Below are 20033 nucleotides of genomic sequence, written 5' to 3'. Positions count from 1 at the left end.
TCCCATTATACTGCGATACGGTTCGGGCATCGCAAACGCTTCCAACCCCGTCTCGTCCGGCTGAGCCCCGCTTTTCGGACGCTGCCTCCGTAATCCTGCCGCAGACGCCGACTTCCGGGAATTTCCCAGACGTGTCAGCTTACGGCGATCCGTTCGTTATTGTTTCGTCTTTTCGTACCATTCCTGCACTCGCTGCGTGACCGTTTCCCCGCCGGCTTGATGCCAGCGCTCGACGAATTCGTCGAATTTTTCGATATCCCATTCCCCGATCACGATTTTCGTCAAATACTCTTGGAACAGCTTGTGCGATTGAATGTCGGGGAATCCTTCGTAAACGGTGCTCGGCAGGCCGTCTCCCGCGATCCGCCGCGCGTCCGCCGTGCTAATTTCGAAAATGTCGCGCACCATCTGCTGCATATCTTCCGGAATCGTCTGCTGAATGCGGACCTCCATGTCTTCCGCCGTCGTCAAGTTGCGCATGCCAAGACCGATCGGCTTGTCGTCCGCCGGCGGCAGGAGCACCTTCTTCCCGTCCACGACCTCATGCTGCACGCCTTCGATGCCGAACCGGACGAATTCCTCGTGCTTCGGATCATAAAAGAAGTCGAGCAGCCTCAGCGCATCCGGCGCCTTCTCTTCGGACGCTTTCGGGATGACCCACTCCGGCTCGCCCATGCTCTTCTGCGTCACGAAGCCTTCGAAGCCCTCGGCTTTCGGCAGCGGCAGCCCGGCGACGTACGCGTTCGGCGCGCCCTGCCGCATCGCGGTCAAACGATCGCGCAAGTTCGCGGGCAAATGGTACCAGCTTCCGACTAGGTTGTTGTTGATTTTCGCGGTCCATACGTCCCCTTTGTTGAGGAACGTTTCGTTGTCCAGCAGCTTCTCCGCATACAACTCCCGGATGAACGCGATGGCGGCTTTCATGTTCGGCGTGACGCCGGCGTACTGGATTTTCCCGTCGTACACATCCCACTCCGGGTACCCTTCCCACATCGCGACGCCGTACATCGCGAACAAGTGGTCCATCCAGCGGCCGAATTCGCGGCCCGTCGTCGGCAGTTCGTCCGCTTGGCCGTTGCCGTTCGGGTCTTTGTCGCGGAACGCGCGGAGCAGCTCCTTATACTCCTCTACCGTCTTCGGCATGTCCATACCGACGGCCTCCACCCAATCTTTCCGGATGAGCGGCGCGCGCTCGGGCACGAGGAACACTTTCGGGACGTAGTAAATTTTGCCGTCTTCGGAAGCGGAACGAACGATGTCCCACGCTTCTTTCGGAATGCTGTTCCACACGTTCGGCGCGTATTTCGGCAGCAGGTCGTCGAGCGCGAGCGCGCCGCCTTGCTGAATCAGCGTCTGCTCGACGCCGCCGATTGGACGCAAAATATCGGGCAGATCGTCGGACGCGATCATCAAATTGACGTACTCCGCCGGCTCGGAGCCGGGCGGCGTCGTGATGAGCTGATATTCTACCCCCGTATGCTCGGCGACGTATTTCACATGCGGATCGTCGCTGCCGGGAATCGTACCCACGCCCATATGACTTTTGAACACTTTGATCGATACCGGCGTTTCCGCCCCGCCCGCATGGTCGCCCGCCGCATCCGACCCCTTTTCCGCGGGAGCGCCCCCCGCGCCGCATCCGGCGCTCAGCGCCATCGCCGCGGCCAACCCGATCGCCGCCGTCGGCTTCCATCGTCTCCAACCCCATTGTTCCATATCAAATATTCCTCCTTCGCCTATTATTCTTTCAGCGAGCCCAGCATGGACCCTTTGACGAAATATTTTTGCAAGTACGGGTAAACCAACACGATCGGAAGCGTCGCGAACAAAATCGTCGCCGCCTTCAGCGTCGTCGTATTGAAATCGTAGTCCCCGAGGAACAAATTGACCGCGGCCAGCTCCTCCGGCGACTGCAGGAAGGCGCGAAGCTTCATTTGCAACGGCCACAGCTGCGGATCGCGGAGGAACAGCACGGCCCGCTGGAACGTGTTCCAATACCCGACCGCGTAGAACAGTCCGACCGTCGCCATCACCGGCTTCGACAGCGGCAAGTAAATTTGGAACAAAATGCGGAAATCGTTGCAGCCGTCGATGCGCGCGGAATCGTCGAGCTCTCCGGGAATGCCCATGAAGAACGTGCGGATGATAATCATGTTGAACGTGCCGATCGCGCCCGGAATAATGAGCGCCCACAGCGAGTTCATGAGGCCGAGCTCCCGGACCGTCAGGAAGAACGGGATCATCGGCGCGTTGAAAATCATCGTGATCACGATTCCCAGCATGATCGGCTTCCGCAGCAGAAACTCCTTGCGCGCCAGCGGGTATGCCGTCAGCACCGAGAACAGCATGCTGACGAGCGTCCCGACAATCGTAATGTACACCGTAATGCCGAACGATTGCCACAACGATTCGTTGCGCAGGATATGCGCCCAGGACGCCGCCGTCGCGTCGACGGGCAGCAGAAACACCTTTTTGGAATCTGCGGCGATCGGCGAGCTGAACGACATCGCCAGCAGATGCAAGAGCGGGACGATCATCGTCGCCGCGGCCGCCGTCAGCAGCGCGTAGTTCACCGCTTGGAACGTTTTTTCGCCGAGCGTCAGTTTCATTACCACAACCCCTGTTCCGTTTTTCGCGCGAGCCGGTTGAACGTCCACAGCAGGGCGAAGCCGATCACCGATTGGAACAGCCCGATCGCCGTCGTTACGCTGTACTGCCCTTGCAGCACGCCAGCCCGGTACACGTACGTCTCAATAATGTCGCCGACCGAATACGTCATCGGCGTCAGCAGGTTGTACACCTGGTCGAAGCCAAGCTCTAAGAAATTGCCGATGTTCAAGAGGAACAGCACCAAAATCGTCGGAGCCATCGAAGGCAGCGTAATGTACAACGTTTGCTTCCACCGGTTCGCGCCGTCCATGACGGCCGCCTCGTACAAATTCGGATTGATGCCCGTAATGGCGGCGAGATAAATGATCGTCCCCCAGCCGACCTCTTTCCAAATGCCCGACAGGACGACGATCGAACGGAAGTACCGTTCCTCCTGCATGAACAGCACCGGCTCGTAGCCCATAAACGCGCGCAGCTGATTCACGATCCCCTGCGACGACAGCAGCTCGAACACGATGCCGCCGACGACGACCCACGACAGAAAATGCGGTAAATAAAAGACGCTTTGCAGCGTTCGTTTGGCGAGCATCCATCGGACCTCGTTAAACAAAAGCGCGAGCGCGATCGGCGCCGGGAACGCGAACAGCAGCTGATACAAGGCGATCGTCGCGGTGTTGCGCAGCACAAGGTAAAAGTCTTGGTACGTGAACAGAAATTTGAAATTGTCGAGTCCTACCCAAGGGCTGCCCAAAACGCCGTGGAAGATTTTGAAGTCTTGGAACGCGATGACGCTGCCGGCCAAAGGCACGTATTTAAAAACGATATAAAACGCGACCCCCGGCAAAATCATCAAATACAGCATCCAATGCTTTCGTATGTTCCGCAAGTACCGGTTCTCCGTCAGGCGCCGCGGCGGCGTCGAAGAACGGAGCGGATCGCCTCGTTCCGCGCGGATCGGTGTCGATGCCATGGCTTCATTCCCTCCCTTCTCTTTTGTACGCCCATCGTACCCGTTCTCCGGCGAAACGCACAATCGATACATCTTCCAACGAATGCGCAAATCTTGCGAACGGGCGAAAATCGGCGCCGTTCCTGCTTTTTTCGGGGCGTCGGCGGCGGGATGGTTTGCTCCGTGGCGGATCGGTTCATCGGTTTGCGGCTCCCCCGGTCAATGGCCGCCGCGGGTTTCGCGGCCTGAAAACCGGCCGCGTCGTATTCGACGGAACTCCCGGGATGTCACCCCCGACCTCGGCCAGGCGGCCAACGGGGAGTAACCGTGGCGGTACCGCGGGATAGTCGGAGTTTCTCCGACTATTTCGCTTCCCGCGGCTGTTGAGCCGCTAATAGTCGGAGTTTCTCCGACTATTTCGCGTCCCGCGGCTGTTGAGCCGCTGATAGTCGGAGTTTCTCCGACTATTCCGCTTCCCGCGGCCGCAAGCGCCGCATTTGATGCTCTGCCCGAAGACGCGTATGATAGAAAGCGACCAAGAGTACCGGCTTAGAAACAAGACAAAGAAAGGGTCGTTGCTGAAATGAATTCGTTCCAATTCGCCGGGACGCCGAACGTTAGGTTCGGCAGCGGATCGATCGCGCAGCTGCCCGAAGCGCTGCCCGCACAAGCGAGGCGCGTCTTGTTCGTGATGGGCGGCTTCCAGCGGACGAACGCGGAGGCGTGGGCGCGGACGGAAGCCGCTTTGCGGGCGCGGGGCGTAGAGTACGAGATCGCCTACATTCGCCAGGAGCCGGACGCGCCGTGGGTCGACGCCGTCGCCGACGCGTACCGCGGACGCGGCATCGATGCGGTCGTCGCGATCGGCGGCGGCAGCGCCTTGGACGCCGGCAAAGCGGCGGCGGCGATGCTGCGCACGGAGCCCGGCGACACGGTGCTCCACTATTTGGAAGGGCAGCCGCTTTACCGGCCCCATAGCGGCGATAAAGCGTTCTTCGTCGCCGTTCCGACGACGTCCGGCACCGGCAGCGAAATGACGAAGAACGCCGTCGTCTCCATCCCGGGCGGCTTTAAGCGGTCGATCCGCCACGACCGCTTCATCCCCGACGCCGCGATCGTCGATCCGCTGCTTACCGTCAGCTGTCCCCGCGGCGTGAAAGCCGCGAGCGGTCTCGACGCGCTGACGCAGTTGATCGAGTCGTACGTGTCGACGAAGGCGTCGCCCATTACGGATGCGTTGGCGTTCTCGGGCATCGAGGCGGCGGCCGGCAGCTTGGTGCCGATCTGCACCGACGCGGAGAACGACGTCCTGCTGCACGAGCGGATGGCGTACGCTTCGATGGTGTCGGGCGCGACGCTGGCGCATGCGGGGCTTGGCGTCGTGCACGGCCTCGCCGGTCCGCTCGGGGGGCGTTTCGGGATCCCGCACGGCGTCATCTGCGGCACGCTGCTGGCCGAAGCGACGCGGCGCATCGTGGACCGGCTGCGCGCCGGCGACGGCGGCGGGGACGAAATCGCCGTCGCGAAGGCGAAGTACGCGCGCGTCGGCGCCGCGTTGACCGGCCATCCGGAGAACGATCCGGAAGGCTGCCTCGTTCAGCTAGCGGCAACGCTGGCGGAATGGACGGAGCGGCTCGCGATCCCGCGGCTGGGGACGTACGGCGTAACGGAGGCGAACGTCGACGACGTCGTCGCCGCGGCCGACAGCAAGCAAAGTCCGGTGCAGTTCGACAAACAAGAATTGTTCGAATTGCTGAAAGCGCGCATGTAACGAAAAAAAGACCGACGCGTCGGCGGAATCGCCGCTGCATCGGTCTTTCGGTGTATTCGAAGGATTACGGATTCGTCGACCAGAGGCCGGCCGTTTTGACGAACACGCGAGGATTGAGCTTCAGCTGAGCTACGATCAGCTCGGCCAAATCTTCCGGCTGCGCGACCTTCTCCGGGTTGCCGTCCGTCAATTTTTGCTCGACGGCGAGATCGGTCGCGATCGTGCTCGGCGTCAGCGCCGTAACGCGGATATTGTGCTTGCGCACCTCCTGCATCAGCGACTCGGTGAGGCCCAGCACGGCGAACTTCGACGCGCTGTACGCGCTCGTCACCGGAGCGCCCCGCTCCCCCGCCGTCGAAGACACGTTCACGATATCGCCGGACTTGCGTTCGATCATCTCCGGAAGCACGGCGCGGGTAACGTTGTAGACGCCCATCAGATTCACGCGAATGATGTTCTCCCATTCCTCGGGGGTGAGCTCGAGGAACTTGCCGAATTTCGCCGTACCTGCGTTGTTGATCACAATGTCGACATGGCCGAGCTCGCCTTTGATGCTTGCGACAGCCGCTTCGACGGATGCGAGGTCCTTCACGTCCGCGGTCGCTACCGCCGCCTTTGCGCCGAGCTGACGAATTTCTTGCGCCACCGCTTCAAGATTCGCCGCAGTAAGACCGATCAAGCCGACTTGAACGCCTTCCTTCGCCAGCGCGATCGCGGTCGCGCGGCCGATGCCGCGGCCCGCTCCGGTGACGATGGCCGTTTTCCCTTGCAACGATTGCATAGTTGGTTCCCTCTTTCCTTCTCCTAAAATTCTATCTGTAACAAAAACGATTATAGTTTAAAGCGCCTCTCAATGCAAACTCATAAGAAAAACTTCTATCGAAGTAAATTACAAGAAGAGCGACCGCGGTCAAGCGGAAGTTTTCTTGGTATAGAATTTATTCGTTCCGAAGTCAGCGAAACTTATAAATCCTATATCGATGAAAAAGAGCAGATTCTTATGAATCCGCTCTTCCTTTCAACCTCTTCCGCGCCGCCGCCCGATCCGGGAACACGACGTATTTCATGAGAAGGAAGCTGGACGCCGATGAAACGGCCATCGCCAGCCCCTTCGCGACGTTGTACTGCGTCCAAGCCGGGACGCCCCACGTCGACGCCGCGGCGAACGCCGCGACGCCGACCAGGAAGACGCCGTTGTTCAGCAACAGCGCAAAGCCGGCCTGAAGCGCGAAACCGATTTTTTCCCGCCAGCGGAACGTCGCGTGCCGCTTGAACGTAATGCGGGCGTTCCACACGTAGCTGTTTACGACGGCAGACACATACGCAGCCGTATTGTAAACGAATAGCCAAGTCGGGTCCGTCGTCGGCCTCGCGAACAGGAGCAGATTGAGCAGACCGATGTCGATCAGCGCATTGGCGACGCCGATCGCAAGGAAGGAACCGATTGCGAACCAAGGCCTGTCCCTTCCGCCGCCGGCTTCGGGCCGATCGTTATGCATCCTTTTCCCGTACCCGCGGTGACGGCTTCGCCTTCGGTCGCAGCACATCGCCGTAAAAATCGAACAGCTGCCGGCTCGGCTCGTCCCATCCGTACCGCATCGCCGTCCGATGCGCCAGCTCGCCGACCTCGCGCCGCTTCCGTTCGTCGCGCAGCGCGGCAAGCACCGTCTCCACGAAGTCGTTCGGATCCTGCGGGTCGAACAAAAATCCCGTTCGCCCGTCGTCGATCTGCTCCTGCGTCGGTCCGCTCGCGGCGGCCACGGCGGGCAAGCCCGAGGCCATCGCTTCAAGCAGGACGAGACCTAACGTCTCCGTCGTGGACGGGAAGACGAACAGGTCGCTGGATGCGTACGCCTGCGCCAGCTCTTCGCCGTGCAGAAAACCGGTGAACGTCGCGTTGGTGCCGGCGAAATGCTGCTGGAGCGCGTTCCGATGCGGCCCGTCGCCGACGATCGCGAGCCGGACGTCCGGCGCGGCGCGCAGCACGTCGCGGACGCGTTCGATGTTTTTCTCCGCGGCAAGGCGTCCGACATACAGCAGCAGAGGCTTGTCCGGTTCGCCTCCGGACAGGCGCGAGCGCATCGCGTCGTTCCGGTGGCGCGGCCCGAACAAATCGACGTTGACGCCGCGCTTCCACAGGCGCACGTTCTTGAACCCTCGAGCGTCCAGCTCGTGCAGCACCGCTTGCGACGTGCACAGGTTCAAATCCGCGCGATTGTGAAGCAGCTTCAAGTAGCCCCAAAGAATCGGCTTCAGCCAAGGCAGCTTGTAAAAATCGGCATACTGCGGCACGTTCGTATGGTACGACGCGACGAGCGGCCAGCGGCGCCCGTACCAGATGCCCGCCGCGCCGAGCACGGCCGGATTGACGACATGCACGAGATCCGGATCGAACTCCCGGAGCGCCTTCCCCACAAGCGGCCGCGGAAACGCCAGCTTCAAGTTTTTATACAAGAAAAACCGGAACGAAGGGATGCCCCGGATCGGGACCCCTTCGAATTCCTTCACCCCTTGGTCGGGGGCGATAACCAAGATGTCGTGCCCTTGGCGGCGCAGCCACCGAATCGACGACGTCAGCCGCGTCACGACGCCGTCGGTCGAAGGATAGAACGTTTCGGTTACGATCGCAATGCGCATAATTCGCTTATCAGCCCCACTTTACGTTCGGAAGCACGTTATCGAGCAGCACGCGATCCTTATGCTCGACGACCGAGCGGTAAATGTCGCGAAGCACGTCGTCCGTCAGCAGGTTCGGCTCCAGCCCAAGGTCCTGCAGCTTCGTGTTTTTCGCGTTATAGTAGTGCGATTCTTTCTCGATGCGCGGATTTTCGAGATTCGCGATGTTGACGCGGGCGCCCTCCTGCTCGGCGACGCGCTGCACTTTCTGCGCCAAATCGAGCACGGAGAACTCCTCCGTAAACTGGTTGAAGACGCGGAATTCGCCGCGATCGGCCGGGTTTTCCGCCGTAATTTCGATGCAGCGCACCGTGTCCGTAATGTTCAGGAAGCCGCGGGTTTGGCCGCCGCTGCCGTACACCGTCAAGTCGTGGCCGATCGCCGCTTGGATCAGGAAACGATTCAGCGCAGTCCCGAACACGGCGTCGTAGTCGAGGCGGTTCGTCAGCATCGGATCGAGGCGCGTCTCGTCCGTGTGCAGACCGTAGACGACGCCTTGGTTCAGATCGGTGCAGCGCAGTCCCCAAATGCGGCAAATAAACATCAGATTATGGCTGTCATGGACTTTCGACAAATGGTAAAACGATCCCGGCTGCTTCGGGTACGGCAATACGTCTTTGCGGCCGTTGTGCTCGATTTCGATGTAGCCTTCTTCGATGTCGATGTTTGGCTGCCCGTACTCGCCCATTGTGCCGAGCTTGATCAGGTGGCAGTCCGGCGCCAGCTCGCGAATGGCGTACGCCACGTTCAGCGTCCCTACGACATTGTTGACTTGGGTGAAAATCGCATGCTCGCGGTCAATCATGGAGTAAGGTGCGGACCGCTGCTCGGCGAAATGAACGAAGGCGTCCGGCTGTACTTGCCGCATCACTTCGCATAAGAAATCGTAATGGTTCAAATCTCCGATATACGTACGGATTTCTTTCCCCGTCAGTTCTTTCCAACGGCGAACCCGATCTTCCAACGACGCGATCGGCGTCAACGAGTTGGAGCGCAATTCGATATCCCATTTCCGTCTCGCCAAGTTGTCGATGATGAATACTTCATGGCCTTTCTGCGATAAATACAGCGCCGTCGGCCACCCGCAAAAACCGTCTCCACCCGCCACGATAATTCTCATCCAGCTACCTCCATGATCTGCTTGTTTATACTTATTATATCTACCTTCCTAAAAAAGATATCATCTATTTATTAAAAACGTATTAACTCTCTATATTAATATTTTATAAAGCAGCGGTTATGTACAGTTCATGGCAAAAGGCCCGGACGTCTTCTCGTCCGGGCTGCGGTTTTCGGTTATCGGATCGCCTGCTGTTCCTCGTCCGCGATGAAGTAGAAATGCAGGTCGTAATGCGGGATTTCGAAGCCCGGATGGCCCTCCGGCTGGAATTCGATATCCGTTTGAACGATCGGCGGCATCGGGACGCCTTTCATCCCTTCCAAGTTCACGTGGTTTTTGCCTGTTACGAAGTCATCTTGCGCGATCATGTACTCCAAGAAGACTAGCTTCCCTTTGTAAACGCCGTAGATCGGCCCGATCGGCAAATCCCCCGCCTCCGGGTTCGCCCAATGCTCGCCCATCGCAGGCACGACCTCCGGATCGAGCTGAATCGTGCCCTTGGGCAGCGCTAAGACGTACGCTTCCCGCGCGTCCGCGTCCCATGCGATCTGCTGAGCGCCGATTGCGTCCGCCAAATCGCGCACGCGCGCCGTCGGCTCGCCCTGCACGACGCGGATCGCGCCGATTTGTTTTCCGCGAAGCGAGAGCGTCTTCCGGTCCGCGCTGACGGCCGCCTCCTCCCCGAACAGCTCGGCGAACGCTTGAACGGACACGTACGCCTTGCCGTCCGTCCCGATATGGTTCGCCGCGGACTGCACCGGCACGCCGTTGACGAGCACGGTCAGTTTTCCGTCATTGCTTTGCGCGGATTTCGCCGCGGCTGCGGCCGCCCCGTGACTGCCGCCCCCCGCATGACCGTATGCCGTTCCCTGCAGCATGGCAAACAGGGCACAAACCGCAGCCGCCATAAACACCGCTCTCTTTTTCGTTTTCATCCTTCTTCGCAACTTCCTTTCCATCGACAGCTTCATTCGCGCTCATCGGGATCGACGCGCGGCCGACCCGGCACAGGTATTATTGTATCGCTCGAACCCTAGGGCGTCTGTCGGTAGAAATACGTATTTGATTATGGAAAAAAAGGACCGATCCCCGCATCGCAACGGAAATCGGTCCTTCCCTTACCAGCCGCCCGACACGCTGATCGTGTCGCCGGTGATCGAGCTGGCCCCCGGGGAGGCGAGGAAGACGCAAACGGCGGCCACTTCCTCGGGCAAAATAAACCGCTTCAACGCTTGCTTGGCAAGAAAATGCTTATGCAGCGCCTCCTCGCGGCCGATGCCGTCCTGCGCCGCCAGATGCTCCAGCTGATTCTCGATGAGCGGCGTGCGCACGACGCCCGGCATGACGGCGTTGACCGTAATACCGTCCTCCGCCGTTTCCAACGCGACGGTCCGCGTCAGCCCGACGACGCCGTGCTTCGCCGCGATGTACGCCGATTTGTACGGCGACGCGAGCCGGCCGTGCACCGAGGCGATGTTGATAATCCGCCCGTATCGGCGCGAGCGCATATGCGGCACGGCGTACTTCGTCATGAGGAACGGCCCTTTCAGCATGACGTCGATCAAGAGATCCCATTGCTCGATCGGGAATTGCTCGACGGGCGATACGTACTGCAGCCCCGCGTTGTTGACGACGACGTCGAGTCGGCCCCAGCGCTCGATCACGCTCTCGATCAAGCCGCGAACCGACTCGGCATCGGTCACGTCGAGCCGGCAAGCGGCGGCATCGACACCGAAAGCCGATTTTAGCCGCTCCGCCGCCGATGCGGCTACGGTCTCGTTCAGGTCCGCCAGAACGGGAATATCCCCTTCCCTCGCGAACGCTTCCGCGATCGCGTAGCCGATGCCGCCGGCGGCGCCGGTGACGACGACGACGTTCGGTTCCCGTTGCTTCATCTTTAGTACGCCTCCATCCGCACGGCGTCCGCGACGATGAGCGCCGGTTCGGTCGCCGCCTGCACGTCTTCGATCGTATATCCGGCGGCGACTTCGACGAGCCGCAGCCCGTCGGGCGCGACGTCCATGACCGCCCGGTCGGTGATGATCCGGTGCACGACGCCCCGCCCCGTCAGCGGTAGCGAGCAACGGCGCAGCACCTTCGGCTTGCCGTCCTTCGTCGTATGCTCCATAACGACGACGACGCGTTTCGCGCCATGCACCAAATCCATCGCGCCGCCCATGCCTTTGATCATTTTGCCGGGAATCATCCAGTTCGCGAGATCGCCGCGCTCGGACACCTCCATGCCGCCGAGAATCGCGATATCGATATGCCCGCCGCGGATCATCGCGAACGAATCGGCGCTGCTGAAGAACGATGCGCCGGCGACGGCCGTGACCGTCTCTTTCCCCGCGTTGATCAGGTCGGGATCGACCTCGTCGGGATGCGGGTACGGTCCGATGCCGAGCAGCCCGTTCTCCGACTGCAGCACGACGCGTTTGTCGGGCGACAAGAAATTGGCGACGAGCGTCGGCACGCCGATTCCCAAATTGACGTAGCTGCCGTCCGCGATTTCGCGCTCCGCCCGGATCGCGAGCTTCTCCCTGACGTTGTTCGCCTGCGCCGCCGTCATCGTTCCGCCCCCTCCCCTCCGCCGCGAACGGTCAATCGTTCGATGCGCTTCTCTTGCCTTGCGACGACGAGCCGCTGGACATAAATGCCGGGCGTATGAACGGCATCGGCGTCGAGCCCGCCCGGCTCGACGAGACGTTCGATCTCGGCGATCGTGACCCGTCCGGCCGCCGCCATCATCGGATTGAAATTTCGCGCCGTCTTGTTGTACATCAAGTTGCCCATCGCGTCGCCCGCGGCCGCCCGAATGAGCGCGTAGTCGGCGCGCAGGGCCGTTTCGAGCAAATATTCCTTGCCGTCGAACGTCCGCGTTTCCCTGCCTTCGGCAATCGGCGTGCCGACGCCGGCCGGCGTGTAGAAGGCAGGGATGCCTGCCCCGCCCGCCCGAATGCGCTCCGCCAGCGTGCCTTGCGGGATCAGCTCCACTTCAAGCTCGCCGCTCAGCGCTTGCCGTTCGAACTCCTTATTTTCGCCGACATACGAGCCGATCATTTTCCGAATTTGCTTCTGCCGCAGCAGCAGCCCGAGTCCCCAGTCGTCGACGCCGCAGTTGTTCGAAATGACCGTAAGCCCCTTGACGCCGGTTTCCGCAAGCGCCAGGATCAGCTGTTCGGGAATGCCGACGAGTCCGAAGCCGCCGACCATGATCGCGGCGCCGTCGGGAATGTCGCGCACCGCTTCGATCGCCGAGGAGAATACCGGTTTCATGCGATCCCTCCCGCTCTAAATGACGAGGCCGCCGTTCACTTCGAGCACGGTCCCGTTCACGTAATCGGCGTCGTCGGAAGCCAGATACAAATACGCGTTCGCCACGTCCGCGGGCCTCCCGAGCCGGCGCAGCGGCACGCGCTCGATCATCGCCGTCAGCACCTTCTCCGGCACCTTGGCGACCATGCCGGTCTCGATGTAGCCCGGCGCGACGGCGTTGACGTTGACGCCTTTGAACCCGAGCTCCTTCGCCCACGTCTTCGTCATGCCGATGACGCCCGCCTTCGTCGCGGCGTAATTCGTCTGCCCGATATTGCCGTGCACGCCGACGACGGAGGACGTGTTGATGATTTTGCCTTTCCCCTGCTGCACCATGTAAGGCGCAATCGCTTTCGTGCAGTAGAAGACGCCGTCCAAGTTGACGTCAATGACTTTGCGCCACTGCTCGACCGACATTTTGGACAGCATCGCGTCCTGCGTAATGCCTGCGTTGTTGACGAGCACGTCGATCCGGCCGTACCGCTCCGCGATCGCGGCGGCCATTCGCTGGACGCTGTCCCAATCCGATACGTCGACCGGGAAGAACGCGGCGTCCCCGCCCTCCTCGCGAATGCGCAGCGCCGCGGCCTCGCCCGCTTCGGCGTCGAATTCCGCCACGGCGACCCGCGCGCCCTCCCGCGCGAACGTCAGCGCCGTCTCGAGGCCAATGCCGTTGCCGGCTCCGGTAATGACGGCGACCTTCCCTTGCAGTCTCAGGTTCATATGAACGAAGCTCCTTCCTTCTCGTCCGTCCGCGCAGGCGCCGTCAAGCGATGAACTCTCGAGTTGCCGAGCCGAGCCGATCCAATTGATCGATCATCGGCGAATGGCCGCAATCTTCCAGCCACAGCACGCGAGCATGCGGCAAATCGGTCATCAGCTCGAGCGTCATCTCCTGCGAAATGACGTAATCGCGGCGGCCCCACACGATCATCGTCGGCACGTCGACGCGCTTGACCGCTCCCGTTCCTTCGGATACTTCATTATTAATGTCGCTAATATTAAATGTGTTCAAGCAATGGTAAATGTCCAATATGTTTCGCTGCGTTAAAATATCGTCCATATATTCGTCGTACAGCGGCTCGGGCGGGCGGTTATGCGTGTAAATGGCCGCTTCCCAAATCGCGCGGAGCGTCGCCTTGTCCCGATTGTCGAAAATCTCCTGCACCATCCGGTTTCGGGCTTGAGCGGCAATGTCCTCCCTTGTCTTCAAACGGCTATCCGGGATCGGCTCCAGATTGTCGTTCAACGCATAGAACGGATAACCGCGCGTCGACATCGAGCTCATCAATATGAGCCGGTCCGCATATCCGGGATGATCGGCGATAAATTGCATCGCGACGCCTCCTCCCGTCGACCAGCCCAGCACCGCGAAGCCGCGGAAGCCGATCGCGTCGCAGAACAGCCGCAAATCGTCGGACAAATCCTTCAGCCCTTCGATCGGCCGATGGTACGAAGAGAGCCCGAAGCCGCGCATGTCGACGGCGACGACCGTATACGCCTCGGGCGCGAACGTGTCCATCAACAGCTCCATATGCTTCGAAGACGTCATGTTGCCGTGCACGAGCAGCACGTTGCGCGGCCCGTTCCCGCGGCGGCGGTACCCGTACGTTTCGCCGTTCGGCAGCGTGACGACGGCGACGGTAATCGAATTTGTCATGCGGAATCCCCCCACAAAATAGTTGTCGCGCTCCAAGCGTAGCCGATGCCGGCGCTGACGAGGACGACGACGTCGCCGTCCTTCAGCCTTCCTTCGCGCTCCGCCAGCTGCAGCGATAAAATCGGATCGAACTGGCCGACATGGCCGTATTCGTGCAGATAAATCGATTGCTCGTCGCGTAAGCCCAGCTCCTTCAGCACATGCTCGTGCGCGGACCGCTTCATGTGCAGCAGTCCGAGGTACGCGATATCCCGCTCGGCATAGCCGCTCGCCGACAATGAGGCGCGGACGGCCTGCAGGAAATTGTCCATCGATTTCCGCTCGAGCCGCTCTTTCATGCCTTCCGGATCCGGCACGTCGAGGCAGTGGAGCCGGCGGTCGAGCGCGTCGGCCGTCAGCGGAAGCTTCGTCCCGCCCGCGGGCACGACGACGTCTTCGGAGAACGAACCGTCCGTAATGACGCATGTCTCCAGCAGAACGTTCCGCCGCAGCCCGCCGCGCAGCACGACGGCGCCGCCTCCCGCCGCCAAGTTGTACATGAATCTCGTCCGCGGGTTCGCGTAATCGATCAAATCGACGTTCCGATACCCGCCGGCAAGCAGCACCGTCCGGATGCCCGGGTCGGAGGCGATCATGTGCTTCGCGATTTTGATCCCGGCGAGCGCGGTGCTGCACCGGAGCGACATGTCGAAGCCCCACGCGCCGCGCGCCCCGACGGCTTCCTGCAGACGCAGGGCGGCGGTCCACACCGGGTATTCCTTATGCTCCTCGCCGATGTACACGACGAGGTCGATCTCCTCCGGCGCCGTCCCTGCGGCCGCCATCGCCTCCCGCGCCGCCCGGATGCCCATTTCGCAGGTGTGGTCATCGGGACCGGGGATCGGCTTGCGCGAGATGCCCATCTTCTCGGTCACGACGGCGAGGGGCAGACCGGAGCGGCGGCTGAGCTCTTCCGCGGTCATATAAGTATCGGGCAAGTACGTCCCGATGCCGGCGATGCCGACAGGGTCCTTCGCGTTCACGACGCAAATCCCCTTTCCAACGTCTCGTTCATATACAGCGCGGCTTCCTCCATCGTGCGGACGGTGACCGCTTCGTTCGTTTGCACGTTCGTCACTTTGATGCGCCACTGGCAAACGCCCGATTCGGGATCTTTCCCGACCAGGAAGGCGCGCAGCACGAACGAGGAAATGAGTGGATTCGTCATGCCCGGTTCACCTCGAATGTTTTTTCTGCAGCTGCGCACGCCATTTCTTCACGGTGCCGACGAGGCCGAGCGGAAACAGCATGACGACGACGATGTACACGAGTCCGAACAAAATGAGCCAGCGCTCGAAAATCCAGTGCACCTTCGCGAGGTCCGTCAGCCCTTCGTGCGCAAGCTCGATGATGCCCGCGCCGATCAAGCTGCCGTACAAGGTGCCGACGCCGCCGATGATCGTCATGAGCAGCGCATCGAGCGTCACCTCGGTCGAGAATACGGCGGCGTTCACGAACCGCAGCGTCATGACGTGCAGCCCGCCGCACAGCGCGGCGACGACGCCGGCGACGACGCTCGCTATTACTTTGTAGTGGAGCACGGCGTACCCGAGCGAACCGGCGCGCGCTTCGTTCTCGCGGATCGCCTGCAGCACGCGGCCGACCGGCGATTGCGTAAACCGGCGCAGCAGCAGGAAGACGACGATCAGGAACGCGAGCGACAAAAAGTAAAACGTTTGGCGATCCTTCAGCGCGTCCGGAATCGGGAACGTAAAGCCGTCGTTGCCGCCGGTGAGCGACCGCCACTTTTGCGCCCCGACCAAAAACAGCCCCGCGAACGCGAGCGTCAGCATCGCGTAGAAATGGCTTTTCAGCCGAAGCGACAACATGCCGACGACATAGCTGACGGCGGCCGCCAGGATCACCGCGATCAACAGCGCCAGCAGCAGTATGCCGCCGGAGGCGCCGAAGCGATCCATCATAATCGCGACGGCGTACGCGCCGATGCCGAAAAACATCGCGTGGCCGAACGACACGATGCCCGTGTAGCCGAGCAGGATGTCGTAGCTCATCGCGAATGCGCCCATGATGAAAATATGCGTCATCATGATGAGCGTGCTGTTGGAATCGGTCAGCAGCGGGAACGCGGCGAGCGCCAGCGCGACCGCCGCGGCCGCCCAGTCGGGCGTACGCAGCAGAGACTGCCTTGTCTTCGCTTTCGGCATCGTATCCGCGATCGGCTTCATGATTTCACCCCGAACAAGCCCGACGGCTTAAATAAAAGTACGGCGACCATCAGCAGCATATTGACGGCGAGCGACAATTCCGGCAAAAAGTACGCCATGAACGCGCCCGAGAGGCCGACGAGCAGCGACGCGAACGCCGAGCCGAGCAAATTGCCCATCCCGCCGATCACGACAACGATAAAGGCCAAAATGCCGAACTCGAGCCCCATCTCCGCGTAGATGACGCCGGAGTACGGGCCGAACAGCGCTCCGCCGACGGCGGCGATCGCGCACCCGAGCATGAAGACGACCGCGAACACCTTCTTGATGTCGATGCCGAGCGCCTGCACCATTTCCTTATTCGCCACGCCGGCGCGGACGATGAGCCCGAGCTTCGTGCGCGTCATGACGAGGTGCAAGGCGGTGAGCACGACGAGACCGACAGCGATAATGAACAGCCGGTACTTGATCAGCACGATGCCGCCGAAGCTCCAGCTCCCTTGCAGCCAGGAGGGCACGCCGGACGACAGCGGGTTCGGTCCCCAGACGACCTTCAGCAGCTCGCCGAGCACGATCATGACCCCGAGCGTGATCAATATTTGCTGGATGTGATTGCCGTACACCGGCTTGATGATGAATCGCTCCAGCGCGAAGCCGAGCGCGGCGCCCGCGACGAGCGCGGCCCCGACCGCCGCCGCGAGGCTGCCGGTCGAAGCGAACGCGGCCGCGCCGGCGTAAGCGCCCCAGGCGAACAATCCGCCGTGGGCGAAGTTGAGCACGTCCATGAGCCCGAAGATGAGCGTGAGACCGGCCGCCAGCAGGAAGATCAGCATGCCCGTGGCGAGCCCGTTCAGAAATAAATTGATAAACGATTCCATGTTCGCCTCCCCTCCCGCGCAGCGCGGGCCGCTACGCGATGCCGAGATATTTCCGCTTCGCCGCGTCGTCCCCCGTCAGCTCCGCCATCGCCCCGCTGTGCACGGTGCGGCCGTCGTCGATGATGTAAAACCGGTCGCCGATGCGGCTCGCCATGACGTAATTTTGCTCGACGAGCACCACCGTCGTTTTTTCCTTCATCTGCTGAATGGCTTCCATCAGCTTTCCGACGACGATCGGCGCGAGCCCCTTGCTCGGTTCGTCGATGAGCAGCAGCTCGTTGTCGTTCACGTACGCTCTCGCGATCGACAGCATTTGCTTTTGTCCGCCGCTTAAGTTGCCGCCCTTCCGCTTCCAGAACGCGCGGAGATCGGGGAACAGCTCGAGCATCCACTCGAGCCGGCGCAGCGACTCGTCGTCGGCGGCGCGCATCGCGACCCGGATGTTTTCCTCGACCGTTAAATCGCCGAAGATGCCTTGATCCTCCGGCACGAACCCGATGCCGAGCCTCGCGATCCGGTGCGTCGGCAGCGCCTGGATCGGCTCGCCTTTGAACGATACCCTCCCTTTCGCCGCCGGGGTCAGCCCCATGATCGTGCGCAGCGTCGTCGTTTTGCCCGCGCCGTTGCGCCCGAACAGCACGGTGATTTCCCCCGCCCGCGCCTCGAACGACACGCCTTGCAAAATATGGTACTGATCGATATACGTCTCGATCGATTCGACGTTAAGAAGCGTCATCGTAAAGCCCTCCCAGGTACGCGGACTGCACGAGCTCGTTCCTCATAATTTCTTCCGGCTTCCCGTCGGCGAGCAGCTTGCCGTTGAACAGCACCATGATCGAATCGGACAAGTCGAGTACCATATCCATCTTGTGCTCGATTAGCACGATCGTTCGCGTCCCGGTCGCCTTAATGCTTCGAATGACGTCCAAGATCGCGGGCACTTCCTCGAGGGACATGCCCGCCGTCGGCTCGTCGAGCAGGAGCAGCTCCGCCTCGAGCGCGAGCAGCATCGCGATTTCCAGCTTCCGCTTTTCGCCGTGCGTCAAGTGCTTCGCCTGCGCCTCCTCTTTCCCCGACAGCAGCACCGTCTCCAGCAGCTCCATCGCTTTCGTTTCGAACCGCTGGTACCTTTTGAAATGGGAGAAGACGTCGAACCGGACGCCGGCCTGCGACTGCACAGCGAGGCGTACGTTCTCGAGCACGGTTAAATTCGGGAACACGTTCGTAATTTGGAACGACCTCCCGATCCCGAGACGTGTGCGGAGCGGCGGCGCCAGACGCGTGACGTCCCGCCCTTTGAAGATCACTTGGCCTCGGGTCGGCTGCAGTTGCCCGCTGAGCAGATTGAACAGCGTCGTCTTGCCCGCTCCGTTCGGCCCGATGATGGACTTGAAATGATTGCGGGGAACGGTCATCGCGACGCCGTTCACGGCCGTGTGCCCGCCGAACGAGATCGTAAGGTCTTTCGTCTCAAGGATCGGGTCCATACGTTCACCTCGGATGTTCGATTTACCGCGAGTTGCGGATCGGCGGCGCCGTCTCTTCCGGCGACAGTTCCTTGATCAGCACCGGCACCGGATAGTCGACGCCTTCCTGCTTCTCCAGCCGGACCGCGTACAGCGTCTGCAGCGCTTGGTGGTCCTCCGGCCGGAACGTCATCGTCCCCTTCGGCGTTTCGAACGACATGCCTTCCATCGCGGCGATCAGCGCGTCCGTATCGTTCGTCGCGCCGCCCGTCTTCTTCAGCGCTTCCACGACGGCGATCGCGGCGGACATGCCGCCCGGCGTGAACAAATCCGGCACCTCCCCGTTATGCCGCTTCTTGTGCTCCTCCACGAGCCAATCGTTGATCGGGTTGCTCGGAAGCGTATGGTAGTACACGCTGAAGCCTTCCATGCCGACAAGATCGTTCATCGTTTTCAGTGCGGCGATGTCCGGCGCGCCGGTCGAAATTTTGATGCCCTGGGACGTCACCTTCATATCGGAAATTTGCTTCCACGGCGAGTTCGCCCCCGCCCACACGACGAACAAGTAATCCGGCTTCGCGTTCATAATTTTTTGGATGTTGGCCGTGAAATCGGTCGCCGCCGGATCCGCGTATTCCTCCGCGACGAGCTCGGCTCCGAGCTTCTCCGCCGTCTCCTTGAAGGCGGCGATGCCGTCGCGGCCGAACGAGCTGTCGGGCGCGAACGTCGCGATTTTGACGCCTTGCCCCGCGATGGCGGCGGCGCCCGCCACGGCGTCCTGCGACGAGTTGCGGCCCGTGCGGAACACGTATTTGTTCCATGCGTCGCCGGTGATGCTGTCGGCGACGGCCGGCTCGACGACCATGATTTTCTTGTAATCCTCGAGCAGCGGCAGCACGGCGAGCGTATCGCCGGAGCTGGACGAGCCGACGAGGAAGTCGACTTTATGTTCTTCGAGCAGCTTCGTCGCTTTCGTGACCGCGACGTCCGGCTTCGTCTCCGTATCCTCGATGACGACTTCGATCGGGCGCCCGCCTACGGCGTTCGTTCCTTCCGTCGCGTACTCGATGCCGAGCTCGAACCCGCGAATCGTCTGCTTGCCGTACGCCTCGAGCGCGCCCGTCGTCGACGCCAGCAGCCCGATGCGGATCGGCTCCGCGTTCGCCGGCTCGCTCTCCGTCGCCGCGCTCTCCTTCGCCGCGCCTCCGTTGTCGCCCGCGGCCGCCTTCGGTTCGCCGCCGGACGCGGGCGCCGCGGCTTCGGGCTCCGCCGCTCCGCCGCCGCAGGCGGCCGCGAGCAAGAGCGCAGCGACCATGCTTAACGTCAAGAACGTCTTCATTGTTCTTCTGGTAGGCACCATGATTCAATCTCCCCCTTAGTGAAG

21 protein-coding genes are annotated in these 20033 nt (G+C 61.4%); 1 reads left to right on the top strand and 20 read right to left on the bottom strand.

What is annotated here, in order from left to right:
• Positions 1 to 156 precede the first annotated feature (156 nt).
• The 3 genes from VE009_RS23270 to VE009_RS23260 are packed head-to-tail and all read right to left on the bottom strand — an operon-like array spanning position 157 to position 3472.
• Positions 157 to 1716 (bottom strand): extracellular solute-binding protein, encoded by a 1560-nt coding sequence (locus VE009_RS23270; RefSeq protein ID WP_325011837.1) that lies wholly within the window; start codon positions 1714 to 1716, stop codon positions 157 to 159.
• 23 nt (positions 1717 to 1739) lie between these two features.
• Positions 1740 to 2609: a carbohydrate ABC transporter permease gene (locus VE009_RS23265; protein WP_325011835.1), complete on the bottom strand. Its 870-nt coding sequence runs from the start codon at positions 2607 to 2609 to the stop codon at positions 1740 to 1742.
• Positions 2609 to 3472: an ABC transporter permease gene (locus tag VE009_RS23260; protein WP_325012156.1), complete on the bottom strand. Its 864-nt coding sequence runs from the start codon at positions 3470 to 3472 to the stop codon at positions 2609 to 2611. Before VE009_RS23260 ends, VE009_RS23265 begins: the two co-directional genes overlap by 1 nt.
• A 670-nt stretch (positions 3473 to 4142) precedes the next feature.
• On the opposite strand from VE009_RS23260, the gene VE009_RS23255 reads away from it, so the two are divergent.
• A complete protein-coding gene (locus VE009_RS23255) occupies positions 4143 to 5330 on the top strand; it encodes an iron-containing alcohol dehydrogenase (protein WP_325011833.1) in 1188 nt (395 codons plus the stop codon).
• 64 nt (positions 5331 to 5394) lie between these two features.
• Here the strand turns inward: VE009_RS23255 and VE009_RS23250 are convergent, their stop codons facing one another.
• From VE009_RS23250 to VE009_RS23170, 17 genes are all read right to left on the bottom strand, one after another.
• Entirely contained in the window at positions 5395 to 6111 is a 717-nt protein-coding gene (locus tag VE009_RS23250; protein WP_325011831.1) for a 3-ketoacyl-ACP reductase, read from the bottom strand.
• Between the two features lie 217 nt (positions 6112 to 6328).
• Positions 6329 to 6829, bottom strand: coding sequence for a GtrA family protein (locus VE009_RS23245; protein WP_325011829.1), 501 nt, complete (start codon positions 6827 to 6829; stop codon positions 6329 to 6331).
• Entirely contained in the window at positions 6822 to 7967 is a 1146-nt protein-coding gene (locus VE009_RS23240) for a glycosyltransferase family 1 protein (protein ID WP_325011827.1), read from the bottom strand. Before VE009_RS23240 ends, VE009_RS23245 begins: the two co-directional genes overlap by 8 nt.
• 10 nt (positions 7968 to 7977) lie before the next feature.
• Positions 7978 to 9126, bottom strand: a complete 1149-nt coding sequence (locus VE009_RS23235; RefSeq protein ID WP_325011826.1) for an NAD-dependent epimerase/dehydratase family protein — start codon at positions 9124 to 9126, stop codon at positions 7978 to 7980.
• 176 nt (positions 9127 to 9302) lie between these two features.
• Positions 9303 to 10061, bottom strand: coding sequence for a hypothetical protein (locus VE009_RS23230; RefSeq protein ID WP_325011824.1), 759 nt, complete (start codon positions 10059 to 10061; stop codon positions 9303 to 9305).
• A gap of 183 nt (positions 10062 to 10244) precedes the next feature.
• Positions 10245 to 11021 carry a 3-hydroxybutyrate dehydrogenase gene (locus VE009_RS23225; RefSeq protein WP_325011822.1) on the bottom strand — a complete coding sequence of 259 codons (777 nt, stop codon included), beginning with the start codon at positions 11019 to 11021 and terminating at the stop codon, positions 10245 to 10247.
• Positions 11022 to 11023: 2 nt separating this feature from the next.
• Positions 11024 to 11695 carry a CoA transferase subunit B gene (locus VE009_RS23220; RefSeq protein ID WP_325011820.1) on the bottom strand — a complete coding sequence of 224 codons (672 nt, stop codon included), beginning with the start codon at positions 11693 to 11695 and terminating at the stop codon, positions 11024 to 11026.
• Positions 11692 to 12402 (bottom strand): CoA transferase subunit A, encoded by a 711-nt coding sequence (locus VE009_RS23215; protein ID WP_325011818.1) that lies wholly within the window; start codon positions 12400 to 12402, stop codon positions 11692 to 11694. The genes VE009_RS23220 and VE009_RS23215 overlap by 4 nt, the downstream gene beginning before the upstream one ends.
• 15 nt (positions 12403 to 12417) lie before the next feature.
• Entirely contained in the window at positions 12418 to 13158 is a 741-nt protein-coding gene (gene fabG, locus VE009_RS23210; protein WP_325012155.1) for a 3-oxoacyl-ACP reductase FabG, read from the bottom strand.
• A gap of 49 nt (positions 13159 to 13207) precedes the next feature.
• Positions 13208 to 14101, bottom strand: a complete 894-nt coding sequence (locus VE009_RS23205) for an alpha/beta hydrolase (protein WP_325011816.1) — start codon at positions 14099 to 14101, stop codon at positions 13208 to 13210.
• Complete coding sequence (locus VE009_RS23200; protein ID WP_325011815.1) at positions 14098 to 15123, bottom strand: 3-oxoacyl-ACP synthase; 1026 nt, start codon at positions 15121 to 15123, stop codon at positions 14098 to 14100. Before VE009_RS23200 ends, VE009_RS23205 begins: the two co-directional genes overlap by 4 nt.
• A complete protein-coding gene (locus VE009_RS23195) occupies positions 15120 to 15308 on the bottom strand; it encodes a hypothetical protein (protein ID WP_325011813.1) in 189 nt (62 codons plus the stop codon). The genes VE009_RS23200 and VE009_RS23195 overlap by 4 nt, the downstream gene beginning before the upstream one ends.
• A 7-nt stretch (positions 15309 to 15315) precedes the next feature.
• Positions 15316 to 16305 carry a branched-chain amino acid ABC transporter permease gene (locus VE009_RS23190; protein WP_325012154.1) on the bottom strand — a complete coding sequence of 330 codons (990 nt, stop codon included), beginning with the start codon at positions 16303 to 16305 and terminating at the stop codon, positions 15316 to 15318.
• A 17-nt stretch (positions 16306 to 16322) separates the two neighbouring features.
• Positions 16323 to 17183, bottom strand: coding sequence for a branched-chain amino acid ABC transporter permease (locus VE009_RS23185; protein ID WP_325011811.1), 861 nt, complete (start codon positions 17181 to 17183; stop codon positions 16323 to 16325).
• A gap of 31 nt (positions 17184 to 17214) precedes the next feature.
• Positions 17215 to 17919 (bottom strand): ABC transporter ATP-binding protein, encoded by a 705-nt coding sequence (locus VE009_RS23180; RefSeq protein ID WP_325011809.1) that lies wholly within the window; start codon positions 17917 to 17919, stop codon positions 17215 to 17217.
• Entirely contained in the window at positions 17906 to 18670 is a 765-nt protein-coding gene (locus VE009_RS23175) for an ABC transporter ATP-binding protein (RefSeq protein WP_325011807.1), read from the bottom strand. The genes VE009_RS23180 and VE009_RS23175 overlap by 14 nt, the downstream gene beginning before the upstream one ends.
• A 22-nt stretch (positions 18671 to 18692) precedes the next feature.
• The gene (locus tag VE009_RS23170) at positions 18693 to 20009 is read right to left on the bottom strand and encodes a substrate-binding domain-containing protein (protein WP_325011805.1); all 1317 of its coding nucleotides are present in this window, start codon (positions 20007 to 20009) and stop codon (positions 18693 to 18695) included.
• Positions 20010 to 20033: the final 24 nt, after the last annotated feature.

It is taken from the genome of Paenibacillus sp. (assembly GCF_035645195.1).
Taxonomy (GTDB): domain Bacteria; phylum Bacillota; class Bacilli; order Paenibacillales; family YIM-B00363; genus Paenibacillus_AE.
Note: the sequence above shows the minus strand (reverse complement) of the source record. Positions and strands in the feature narration are given on the sequence as shown.